The 10,601-nt window shown below is 75.4% G+C and carries 11 protein-coding genes; 7 read left to right on the top strand and 4 right to left on the bottom strand.

Going from position 1 to position 10,601, the window contains the following annotated elements:
* Window positions 1-45 precede the first annotated feature (45 nt).
* From KBX43_RS25570 to KBX43_RS25545, 6 genes are all read left to right on the top strand, one after another.
* Window positions 46-1,056: a 3-oxoacyl-[acyl-carrier-protein] synthase III C-terminal domain-containing protein gene (locus KBX43_RS25570; RefSeq protein WP_210887470.1), complete on the top strand. Its 1,011-nt coding sequence runs from the start codon at window positions 46-48 to the stop codon at window positions 1,054-1,056.
* Window positions 1,053-1,292 carry an acyl carrier protein gene (locus tag KBX43_RS25565; protein ID WP_223201113.1) on the top strand — a complete coding sequence of 80 codons (240 nt, stop codon included), beginning with the start codon at window positions 1,053-1,055 and terminating at the stop codon, window positions 1,290-1,292. The genes KBX43_RS25570 and KBX43_RS25565 overlap by 4 nt, the downstream gene beginning before the upstream one ends.
* A complete protein-coding gene (locus tag KBX43_RS25560) occupies window positions 1,289-2,191 on the top strand; it encodes a thiamine pyrophosphate-dependent dehydrogenase E1 component subunit alpha (RefSeq protein ID WP_069090125.1) in 903 nt (300 codons plus the stop codon). The genes KBX43_RS25565 and KBX43_RS25560 overlap by 4 nt, the downstream gene beginning before the upstream one ends.
* The gene (locus KBX43_RS25555; RefSeq protein ID WP_210887467.1) at window positions 2,188-4,332 is read left to right on the top strand and encodes a 2-oxo acid dehydrogenase subunit E2; all 2,145 of its coding nucleotides are present in this window, start codon (window positions 2,188-2,190) and stop codon (window positions 4,330-4,332) included. The genes KBX43_RS25560 and KBX43_RS25555 overlap by 4 nt, the downstream gene beginning before the upstream one ends.
* Before the next feature lie 264 nt (window positions 4,333-4,596).
* On the top strand, window positions 4,597-5,820 hold the full coding sequence (locus KBX43_RS25550) for a multidrug effflux MFS transporter (protein WP_043324765.1): 1,224 nt from the start codon (window positions 4,597-4,599) through the stop codon (window positions 5,818-5,820).
* A 46-nt stretch (window positions 5,821-5,866) separates the two neighbouring features.
* Window positions 5,867-6,415, top strand: coding sequence for an adenylate kinase (locus KBX43_RS25545; RefSeq protein WP_113974309.1), 549 nt, complete (start codon window positions 5,867-5,869; stop codon window positions 6,413-6,415).
* Here KBX43_RS25545 and KBX43_RS25540 read toward each other — a convergent pair whose 3' ends face one another.
* From KBX43_RS25540 to KBX43_RS25530, 3 genes are read right to left on the bottom strand one after another with little or no spacing between them, the layout of a single operon-like run.
* Entirely contained in the window at window positions 6,416-7,363 is a 948-nt protein-coding gene (locus KBX43_RS25540) for an acyltransferase domain-containing protein (protein ID WP_210887464.1), read from the bottom strand.
* Between the two features lie 49 nt (window positions 7,364-7,412).
* On the bottom strand, window positions 7,413-7,727 hold the full coding sequence (locus tag KBX43_RS25535) for a TraR/DksA family transcriptional regulator (protein WP_210887462.1): 315 nt from the start codon (window positions 7,725-7,727) through the stop codon (window positions 7,413-7,415).
* A 2-nt stretch (window positions 7,728-7,729) separates the two neighbouring features.
* A complete protein-coding gene (locus KBX43_RS25530; RefSeq protein ID WP_043324762.1) occupies window positions 7,730-8,569 on the bottom strand; it encodes a rod shape-determining protein in 840 nt (279 codons plus the stop codon).
* Between the two features lie 362 nt (window positions 8,570-8,931).
* Here KBX43_RS25530 and KBX43_RS25525 point away from each other — a divergent pair, with 362 nt between their 5' ends.
* Entirely contained in the window at window positions 8,932-9,162 is a 231-nt protein-coding gene (locus KBX43_RS25525; RefSeq protein WP_043324761.1) for a hypothetical protein, read from the top strand.
* 26 nt (window positions 9,163-9,188) lie between these two features.
* Here KBX43_RS25525 and KBX43_RS25520 read toward each other — a convergent pair whose 3' ends face one another.
* Entirely contained in the window at window positions 9,189-10,409 is a 1,221-nt protein-coding gene (locus KBX43_RS25520; protein WP_064446529.1) for a CdaR family transcriptional regulator, read from the bottom strand.
* Window positions 10,410-10,601: the final 192 nt, after the last annotated feature.

The raw sequence follows: 10,601 nt of genomic DNA, 5'->3' as shown, positions 1-10,601 counted from the left end.
GGGGGAATGGTAAGCAGCGGCGGATCTGCGGCGGGACGGTCGAGCATGAGCTTCGGGCTGGTGTCCTTCGGTGAGGCGCTCGGCGACCCGGCGCCCGTCGCCGACGTGGTGGCGCAGTACACCGACGACGTCAACCGCGTCCTCGGCTACGGCTACCGGCGGGTGCACCGCGCCGCGCCGGACGTCGGCCTGACCGACCTCGCCGAGCGGGCCGCCCGCCGCGCCCTGGACGCCGCCACGCTGCCCGCCGCGCGGGTGGACCTGCTGGTGCTCGCCGTCACCGACCTCACCGAACACCTCTACTGGGACGCCGCCGCCGACCTGGCGTACCGGCTCGGCGCGGCCGGCGCCGAAGCGGTGCTGCTCACCCAGGCGTGCACCACCGGCGTGCTCAGCCTCGACACCGTCGCCGGCAAGTTCGCCACCCACCCGGAGTACGACACCGCGCTCGTGATCGCGGCCAACCGGACCTGCGAGGCGTACTGGAACCGGATGGAGACCCAGCCGATGGTGTTCTCCGACGGCGCGGTGGCCACAGTGGCCCGGCGCGGGCACCCCCGGCTGCGCTGGCAGGTCACCGAGGCCGCCACCGACGGCCGCTACGCCGGGTTCTACCGGCTCGACGGCGGTGGCGCCGCGGCGCCGTTCGCACCCGGCGCCGAGCCGCCGGCCGCCCGCGACGTGTGGCACGTGATGGAGTTCTTCGACTACGACCCCGAGCAGTTCGCGCAGTACGCCCGCCACCTCGACGAGCGGATGGTGCGGGTCACCGAACGCGCCTGCGAGCGGGTCGGCGTCACCGTCGCCGACCTGGCGCGGCTGATCCTGGTCGCCGACAACGAACGCGCCATGACGTCGCTCGCCGAGGCCCACAAGGTGCCGCCGGAGCGGACCAACCGGGCACTGGCGGCCGAGTACGGGCATCTCGGCGCGGCGGATCAACTGTTCGGGCTGAGCCGCCTGCTCGACGCCGGTGAGCTGCACGAGGGCGACCGGGTCGCGTTGATCTCGTTGGGCCGGGGCACCCACTGGGCCTGTACGATCATCGAGGTATGAGCATGTCCAGCCGGCTGGTGCGGCTCGTCGCCGACGTGCTGGAACTGCCCGTCGACCAGGTCGACGCGCAGACCGGCCCCGCGACCACCGCCGCGTGGGTGAGCCTGCGTCACCTCCAGATCGTCGTGGCCGTCGAGGACGCGTACCGGATCTCGCTGACGCCCCGGGAGATCCGGACCGTGCGGTCGGTGGGCGACCTGCGCGCGCTGCTCGCCCAGCGGGGCGTGCCGGAGTGAGCGCCGCGCCGGCCCCGCTCGACGACGCCGATCTCGACGCGGGGCTGCTCATCCGCCGCTTCGAGGAGCACCTGCTGCGCCTGTACGCCGACGGTCACCTCGCCGGCACCACGCACACCTGCCTCGGCCAGGAGTACGTCCCGGTCGCGCTGGCCCCACTGCTGACCGGGGACTTCGTGTTCAGCAACCACCGCGGACACGGGCACTACCTGGCGCACTGCGGCGACCCGGAGGGCCTGCTGGCGGAACTGCTCGGCCGCGACGGCGGGGTGTGCCACGGGTACGGCGGCAGCCAGCACCTGCGCCGGGACCGGTTCCTGTCCACCGGCGTGCAGGGGGAGAGCCTGCCCGCCGCTGTCGGCGTGGGACTGCACCTCAACCGCACCGGGCAGGACACGATCGTGGTGGCGTACATCGGCGACGGGACCTGGGGCGAGGGTGCTGTCTACGAGGCGCTGAACATGGCCGCGCTGTGGCGGGTGCCGCTGCTCGTCGTGGTCGAGCACAACCGGATCGCCCAGTCCACCCCGACCACCGCGCAGCTCGCCGGCACCATCGCGGGCCGGGTGGCCGGGTTCGGCATCACCGTCAGCGAGTCCGGCTCGTTCGACCTCACCGAGGTACGCGCCGCCGCCGCGCCGCACGTCGAGCGGGTCCGCGCCACCCGGACGCCGCACGTGCTCGTGCAGCACACGGTCCGGCTCGGCCCGCACAGCAAGGGCGACGACACCCGGCCCGCCGACGAACTCGACCGGCTGCGCCGCCTCGACTGGCTCCAGCGGTACGCCGAGGCGTACCCGGAGCGGTTCGCGGCCGCCGACGCGCGGGCCCGGCAGCGGGTCGCGGAGGTCTCGGCCGAGGTGCTGGCCCGGCCGCTCGCGCGCGGAGCGGCGGCGTGACGCGCGCGGAACGGGTGAGCCGCAACCTCAACCGTGCCCTGCACGCGCTGTTCGCCGCCGACGAGCGGGCCTGGCTGCTGGGGGAGGACGTCGCCGACCCGTACGGCGGGGCGTTCAAGGTGACCCAGGGCCTCTCCACCGCCTACCCCGACCGGGTGCTGTCGACGCCGCTGAGCGAGAACGGCATCACCGGCGTCGCGGGTGGCCTGGCGCTGTGCGGCGACACAGTGATCGTCGAGATCATGTTCGGGGACTTCGCCGGTCTCGCCTTCGACCCGATCCTCAACCTGATCACCAAGTCCGTCGCCATGTACGGCGAGCGCACTCCGATGCGGGTGGTGATCCGCTGCCCGGTCGGCGGCGGGCGCGGCTACGGCGCGACGCACAGCCAGAGCCCGCAGAAGCACTTCATCGGCATCCCGCACCTCGCGCTGTACGAGCTGTCCCCGCTGCACGACGCGGCCGACGTGCTGGCCGCCGCGCTGCGCCGCGACGAACCGGCGATGCTGTTCGAGGACAAGATCCTCTACACTCAGCGGCGGTACGTGGACGGCCGCGTCGACGACCGCCTCGCCTTCGAGTCGCGCGGCGCGGACGGCAACTGGGCCCGCGTCCACGACCCGGACGCCACCGGCGCGCCGACGCTCGTCATCGCGCCGGGCGGGGTCGCCAACCGGGCGATCGCCGCCGCCACGCGGGCCGCCGAGCGGGGACGTACGGTCGAGGTGCTGGTCCCGGCGCGGCTCTACCCGGTGGACGTGGACGGCCTGCGCGACCTGCTCGCCGGCGCGCACGGCGTGATCGTCGCCGAGGAGAGCACCGCGGGCGGCACGTGGGGGAGCGAGGTCGCGGCCCGCCTGCACGCCGAGGCGTGGCCGCTGCTGCGCGGCCCGGTCGAGCTGGTCAGCTCCGCCGACCGGGTCATCCCGTCCGCGCCGCACCTGGAACAGGCGGTGCTGCTCGGCACCGACGCGATCCTGGACCGGATCATGCGCCTGCCCGCCGCGCCGGTGGCGACCGGCTACCGGGGCGGACCGGCTGACGCCCCGGCGACTCCGGCCGGCGTGTCTCCGGGCGTGCCCGGCGCGGTTCCGGTTCCGCGCACCGATCCGTCACCCGTCGATCCGCCGCCCTCCGCTCCGACGACGGCGGCGCAGGCGGGCGTCCCGGTGGACGTACCGCGGCTCAACCCCAACGACGACAGCTACGTGCTGCTGGAATGGCTGGTCGCGGACGGCGCCACGGTGGAGGCCGGCGAGCCGGTCGCGGCGGTCGAGACGTCCAAGGCGATCGAGGAACTCGCGGCGACGCGGGCCGGCGTGCTGCGTCAGGACGTGGCAGCCGGTGCCGACTGCGCCCCGGGCGCTCCCATCGGCCGGATCCTGCCCGAGTCGGCCGTGCCCGCCCCGCCAGAGCCGCTGGGCTCGCCCGCTGCGGCGTACCCGGAGCAGGTGGAGGCCGTGGGGACGCGGACGGCGACGCCGGGACGGCCGCTGCCACCGGCGCAGCGCCGCATCGCCGACGTGGTGTCCACCTCGCACCGGGAGATCCCGGTGGCCTTCACCGCCGTGCGCGTCGACGTGACGGCAGCGCTCGCCTATGCCCGCCGCGCCGCCGACGAGACCGGCGCCACGGTCGGCCTGACCGAGGTCGTCATCGCCGCCGTGGCCGCGCTGCACGAGCGGTTCGGTGCCCTCTACGCCCGGCTCACCGGCGACGGGCTGGTGGTCGACGCGGAAGCGCCGTCGATCGGGCTCACCGTGGACGTCGGCACCGGACTGTTCCTGCCGGTGATCCGCGACGCGGCCGGACTGGACCTCGGCGACCTCGCTGACGCCGTGGTCGCGCTGCGGATGAAGGCGCTGCGCGGACGGCTCCGCGAGGAGGACATGGCCGGCATGAACTTCCTGGTCGCGCTCAACGACACACCCGGCGTCACGGTGTCCCGGCCGATCATCCCGCCCGGCGTCACCTGCGCCCTCTCGGTGCCGGACGTGCACCGCGAGGTCGTGCTCGACGGCGACGGCGGGGTACGCGAGCGGGCGGTGGCGGACCTGGGGCTGGCGTACGACCACCGGCTCGTGAACGGGGCGCAGGCCGGGGCGTACCTGGCCGCGCTCGGCGAGGTGCTGCAACGCTGACCGGCACCCCGGATCGGCCGCCGTGCGGTCGCCGCAGCCGCCTCGTCCCCGTCCGGCGCCGGCAGCGACGTCGGCCCCGGCGGCGTGCCGCACCGGTGGGCAGGCGCGTGACCTGCGTTACCTCTCGCCGAGACGGGAATGTGATCACCGGGGGCGCATTTGACTCACTGTGTGAGTGCCGCACCCTCCCGCGCCCGGTCGCACGACCGGGCCGGGACGCCCCAGACGACCGATGCCACCCCGACGCCCACCCCGGGTGACCTGATGAGCCGCAGCCAGCGCCTGAGGCTCGTGCTCGTCCTCGGCTCGCTGATCGCCGTGGGTCCGCTGACCATCGACATGTACCTGCCCGCGCTGCCCGCGATCGTGGCGGACTTCGCGACCACGTCGGCGGCGGTGCAGTTGACGCTCACCGGGACGCTCGCCGGGCTCGCCGTCGGCCAGTTGCTGATCGGGCCGCTGTCGGACGCGGTCGGGCGGCGCCGTCCGCTGATCGCCGGTCTGCTGCTGCACATCGTGGCGTCGGCGCTGTGCGTGGTCGCCCCGAACGTCGCCGTCCTGGGCGTCCTGCGGGTCGTGCAGGGCCTCGGCGTCGCCGCGACCGCAGTGGTCGCGATGGCGGTGGTGCGCGATTTGTTCAGCGGGTCGGCGTTCGCCACCATGCTGTCCCGGCTGCTGCTGGTGATGGGCGCGGCGCCGGTCCTCGCCCCGACGCTCGGCGGTGGTGTGCTGCGGTGGACGGACTGGCGTGGCGTGTTCGTGGTCCTGGCCGTCTTCGGGGTGCTGCTCGTCGTGCTGGCCACGCTCGCGCTGCCGGAGACGCTGCCGCCCGCGCGCCGGCAGCGCGGCGGAGTGGTGGCGACAGTGATGAACTACGGCGGGCTGCTGCGGGACCGCGTCTTCGTCGGCCTGGTCCTGGTGGCCGGCCTGGCCATGGCGGCGCTGTTCGCGTACGTGGCCGGCTCGTCGTTCGTCCTCCAGGACGGGTACGGCCTCAACGAGCAGGAGTTCGGGCTGGCGTTCGGGGCGGGCGCGGTGGGCCTGATCGGCGCGACCCAGTACAACGTGCGGCTGCTGCGCCGCTACTCCTCCCAGTGGATCCTGGTGGCCTCGCTGGCGGGGGGCACGGTGGCCGGGCTGGCGCTGCTGGTGTTCGCCGCGACCGGCTTCGGCGGGCTGCCCGCGCTGCTGGTGTCGCTGTGGTTGGTGCTGGCGGCGGCGGGTCTGGCCATGCCGAACGCCCCGGCGCTGGCCCTGTCCCGCCACGGCGAGGCGGCCGGCACCGCGTCCGCCCTGCTGGGCGCGGTGCAGTTCGGCGTGGGCGCGGTGGCGGCGCCGCTGGTGGGCGTGCTCGGCACCGGCGCGGTGGCGATGGCGCTGGTGGTGGCCGGCGGGATGGTGGCGGCGCTGGCGGTGCTGCTGGTCGTGGTGCGGCCGTCGCAGCTCGCCGGCCTGGAGGCGGATCCGGCGGTCGCGGTCGCGCACTGACGGACCGTCCGGCGCGCGGGGTGCGGGCAGCGCCTACGCTGCTGCCATGACCGCCCCGGCCCGCATCCTGGTCGAGGGGATCCACGGGTCCGGCAAGTCGACGCTGGCCGCGCGGCTGGCGCAGCGCTACCGCCTGCCCTGGTATCCGGTGGACGACCTGCTCTGGGAGCCGGGCTGGGTGGAGGTGCCGGTCGCCGAGCAGCGACGGCGGATCGCGGAGATCTGCCGACGTGACCGCTGGATCCTCGACGGCGCCTACCACGGCTGGCGGGACGTGGTGCTCGGCCGCGCCGACCTGGTGATCGGCCTGGACTACCCGCGCGGGGTCTCGTTCCGGCGGCTGCTGCGGCGTACGCGGCAGCGGCTGGCCAGCGGCGAGGAGATCTGCAACGGCAACCGGGAGTCGTGGGGAAGCGTGCTGTCCCTCGACTCGGTGCTGGTGTGGCACGTGACCGGGTTCGGCCGGGCGCGCCGGCGCCTGCGGGCCTGGGCGGCCGACCCGGCCGGACCGCCGGTGCTGCTGTTCACCGACCCGGCCGCCCTCGACGACTGGCTGGCGCGCGGCAGCCGGGTGCCGGACCGGCGCGGGACGTGACTACATCGGAAAACGGCCGCGACGCCACTGCCAGTGGCGGCCGGCCCGCAGGTGGTCGATGACCGCGCGCTGGAGGACGGTGCGGCGGGGCAGCCGGTCCAGCGGCGTGTTCAGGCTGCGGAAGACGAAGCGCAGCACCTCGACGTCGCCGTCCAGCCCGTCCATCTGCTGGTAGGGCTCCAGCGTGAACCGCCGCTGGAACCGGACGATGTTGGAGTCCTCCGGCAGGTATTCGCTCAGTTGCGGGTCGAGCAGCCAGGAGCCACAGGAGAAGGCGGTGTAGCTCTCGTCGGGGAAGTGGCGCGGGAAGAACGCCCGGGCCCGCTCCAGCGACGCGTCGACCGCCTCCGGGGTCAGCGGCCCCGAGTCGGGGATGTGCAGGTCGAGGGCGCCGGTGTCGCCGCGCTGGTGCTGCAGGCGGCCCAGCTCGTAGAGGCCGCCGCGCGCGTGCAGCGTCAGCCATGCCTGCATGACCGGCCAGCCCTCACCGTGCATCCGCCGGTCGACGGCGAGGTTGTTGCCCAGGTCGGCGAGCGTCGCCCAGGAAACCTCGTCGGGCACGCCGTGGTCGGCGTGGTACGCCCGCACGACGTCGACCAGTGCCAGGTACGCGTAGGCGTAGAGGTGCCGCCAGGCCGGTCCCCGGTCGCGGGGCAGCGCCGGGCCCGGCGGCAGCCACGCGAAGCCGCCGAGGTCGGCCCGGACCAGGGCGATCGAGCGGTCGAGCAGCCAGCGCAGCTCCGGGGTCCACAGTGGGGACTCCGGGTCCGGCCAGCCCGCGATGATCTCGGCGGCGTCGTCGGGGCGCACCGCGAGCCGCCGCAGCAGCGCGGGCGCGTCCGCCCGGGCGGGCAGCGGCGCGGAAGGCCGGTCGCCGGCGAGCCGGCGCACCCGGTCGATCTCCTCGGCGGGCACGTCGAGCCGGCCGGCGACGTCGTCCACGTCCATGGGGACGACGCTACCGGCCGGCGCGCGCGCCGACAGCCCCGTGCGGTGCTCAGCGCCGTTGCTGACACGGCACGCAGAAGCGGGCCGCGGGCCGGATCTCCAGGCGGGCGGTCGGGATGTCCTGGCCACAGCGCTCGCAGACGCCGTACGTGCCGTCGGACATGCGCTTGAGCGCCTGGGCGGTGTCCGCGACACCCTGGCGCGCGGCCTCGATCAGCCGGCGCAGGGTGTCCGGGTCGTGACCGCCGTGGTCGGGCTGCCGCGTGTGCAGCGTCAGCTCGGTGAGCTGGTCGGTGTACTCGTTGAACTGCCGGTCCAGCAGTTCCCGCAGGGTGTCGGTGCGGTTGTTCAGGGCGTGCGTCATGATCAGGCGCTCCTTTCCGGGCGGCGCTGGGTGTCGTGCGGGTGGCGCAGGGCCGAGACAGCGGCCATGCCGGCGCCGGTCAGGGCGGCGGTCCGGGGTGAGGCGGCGCGGTGGACGGCGGCGCCGAGCCTCGCGACCAGGCGCGCGGTCACGTCCGGCCGGGTCGCGCCGTCGCCGATGACGATCGCGCCGCGGGCCAGGGCGGTGCGGACCAGGGGCCGCAGCGCCGGGTCCTGCCGCAGCTCACGGACCAGCCGGGCGGCGGCGTCGGCGAGCATGCCGGCGGTCGTCGCGTGGTTCAGGTCGCGGGTGCCGACCTCGGCGCGGCGGGCGGCGACGACCCGGCCGTCCTCTAGCAGCGCCACCTCGGTGAGCTGCGCGCCGATGTCGGCGAGCAGCAGGGTGCCGGCGGCGGCGCCGGCGCCGATGGCGCCCGCCCGGACGCTGTCGAGGAACAGCAGCCGGGACGGCGCGAGGACGGCGGCGAGCACGCGGCGCGTCGCCTCCTGCTCGGCCGGCGCGGCCAGCACCGGCCGGCAGGCGACCACGAGCGCGCCGACCGGCACCGACGCGCGGTGGTCACGCAGGATGCGTCGCAGCTCGGTGACGCAGGCCGGACCGTCCACGATCCGTCCGCGCCGCACGACCGGGCTGCGCAGGCCGTGACCGAGCGGGACGCTCAGCGTCCGGCCCGGACCCAGCCAGATCCGCAGCAGGCTGCTGCCGAGGTCCACGGCGATCGGCGCCGCGTCGGCGCCCACCGGCGGGCGGGTGGTGTGGGAGCGGCCGATCAGCAGACCGGTACGCGCCGGAGAACGGACGACGGTGACGGGATGCGGCATACCGACCTCTTTCGGATCAGGTGCCCAACCGGGCGGTGGACGGTGCGGGGGAGGGGCGTGGCCGGGGGCCGGGGCCGGATTCGCTCGACGGCACCGGCGGCCGGGGCTCAGGCGCGCCGCGGGTCGCCGCTCGCGGACCGGGACGCGACGAAACCGGCGAACACCGGTGGTGAAGCCATCGACGTGCGGGTCATGGTCACCACCTCCTCGCTACTCGGGTACCGCCTCGGACCTCCAGCTTCGCCCGGAATGCGGCGCTCGGCATTGCGCACGACCGGCCAACAAAGGGCCGAATGATTGCCGGTCACTGGACAACCGGTCCGGGCACCCCCCGGAGCTATGGTTGACCCGAGGAGGTTGACGTGATCATCGAACGCACGATCCTCCCCGGCATCGGGGTCCGGCACACGCTGACCACCGACGAGGGCCGCCGCATCGGAGTGATCGACTACCAGACCGGCGGCCGGCGCGACATCGTCCACGACGACCCGGACGACCCGGATCGCATGGTGGCTCTCAGCCTCACCCGCGACGAGGCGTCGGCCCTGGCGAACCTGCTCGGCTTCCCGGAACTGGTGGCCGTTCCCGCCTGAGCGTCACGCCGGCAGCGGCCTGAGCGTCACGCCGGCAGCGGCTTGCGCGGCCAGTCCAGCGCCCGCGCGCCGAGGACGGCGGCGTGCAACGTGAACCGGTCCCGCGCGTCGGCGGGGTCGTACCCGCTCAGTGCCCGGACGCGGGCCAGCCGGTAGGTGACGGTGCGGACGGAGACGTGCAGCCGCCGGGCCGCCTCGGTGCTCACCTCGCCGCAGGCGAAGTACTCGTTCAGCGTGTCCAGCAGCGGCTCGGCGCCGCCGCGCGCCTGGGCCAGCGGCGTCAGCACCGCCCGGACGAGGTCCACCATGGCCGGCTGGTCGCGCAGCAGCACGCGGTAGATGAGCAGGTCGTGCGCGTCGATCACGGACGTCTCGGAGTGCAGCCGCCGCGCCGTGGTCAGCGCCTCCCGCGCCTCCTCGTAGGAGCGGGCGATGCCGTACACGCCGGGGTGCGGGCGGCCCACCGCCACCTGCCACGGCCGGCCCCGCACCAGGCGGTCCAGCTCGCCGTGCATCAGCGTGCCCAGGTTGCCGGCCGGCCCGCGGCCTCGGTCGGTGGCCACCGGGTCGGCCGGGGCGATCACCACGAGCAGCCCCTCCTTCGTGGCCACCAGCACGTCCCGGTCGCCCAGCCGGTCGAACACGGCCCGTTCCAGCGCGCTGATCGCCGCCTCCGTGTCCGGCAGGCGGCGACCGGGCGCGGCGAGCGCCACCTGGTGTACGCGGGCGAGGTCGAGCCCGAACGGCTCGGCCCGTTCCACCAGCCCGCCGAGGTCGGAGTCGCCGCGCAGCAGGTCGTCGACGAGTTCCCGGCGCAGCGACTCCTCCCGCCGGACCAGTTCCCGCCGGGCCACGGCGTAGCCCTCGGCGAGCGTGGCGACGGCGGTGTCGACCACCTGCAGCACGGCGTCGGCGGCGGCGCGCACCGCCTCGCTGTCGTCGGAGCGGTCCAGGTGCGGAAACTGCCGCCACACCCGCCGCGCCGCGGACAGGTAGAGGCGTACCGCGCGTCCGGCGGACACCCCCTGCTCGGCCGCGCGCCGGCCGAGGGCGCCCACCGCGTCGAGTTCGGCGCGGCGCGGACGACGGCCGGTCACCGCCGCGTCGGTCAGCAGCCGCAGGTAGTCGCCGAGCAGTTCCACGGGTACGCCACCGGCGTCGGCGCTCGCCGCCCGGGCCACCTCGGCCAGCCACTGCTCGTCCTCGCCGCCCGCGGCCGGCGCCGGCCGGCGGACGTTGTCGGTCATCGCGGTCTCCCCGTGCCGGGCCGGCACCCGATGCCGGCCCACTGCGCCCAGCGTAGGCCGGGGGTCCGGCGCCGTCGGGCGCGACCGGCCCGCGCGGTCCGTCCGGGAGCGGGCGCGCCCGGCGTCATGCCCGCGACGGCGGGCCCGGGTCGACCACGAGCGCCGGACCGGTCCGCCGCCCACCCCGGGGGC

It is taken from the genome of Micromonospora sp. C41 (genome assembly GCF_018070485.1).
GTDB lineage: Bacteria > Actinomycetota > Actinomycetes > Mycobacteriales > Micromonosporaceae > Micromonospora > Micromonospora chalcea.
This window is presented reverse-complemented; position numbering and strand designations above follow the sequence as displayed.

What these genes read in the sequence shown, in the direction of transcription:
- KBX43_RS25570 (WP_210887470.1), top strand. Translation starts at nt 46, where the DNA reads ATGAGCTTCGGGCTGGTGTCCTTCGGTGAGGCGCTCGGCGACCCGGCG.
- KBX43_RS25565 (WP_223201113.1), top strand. Translation starts at nt 1,053, where the DNA reads ATGAGCATGTCCAGCCGGCTGGTGCGGCTCGTCGCCGACGTGCTGGAA.
- KBX43_RS25550 (WP_043324765.1), top strand. Translation starts at nt 4,597, where the DNA reads ATGAGCCGCAGCCAGCGCCTGAGGCTCGTGCTCGTCCTCGGCTCGCTG.
- KBX43_RS25545 (WP_113974309.1), top strand. Translation starts at nt 5,867, where the DNA reads ATGACCGCCCCGGCCCGCATCCTGGTCGAGGGGATCCACGGGTCCGGC.
- KBX43_RS25540 (WP_210887464.1), bottom strand. Translation starts at nt 7,363, where the DNA reads ATGGACGTGGACGACGTCGCCGGCCGGCTCGACGTGCCCGCCGAGGAG.
- KBX43_RS25535 (WP_210887462.1), bottom strand. Translation starts at nt 7,727, where the DNA reads ATGACGCACGCCCTGAACAACCGCACCGACACCCTGCGGGAACTGCTG.
- KBX43_RS25530 (WP_043324762.1), bottom strand. Translation starts at nt 8,569, where the DNA reads ATGCCGCATCCCGTCACCGTCGTCCGTTCTCCGGCGCGTACCGGTCTG.
- KBX43_RS25520 (WP_064446529.1), bottom strand. Translation starts at nt 10,409, where the DNA reads ATGACCGACAACGTCCGCCGGCCGGCGCCGGCCGCGGGCGGCGAGGAC.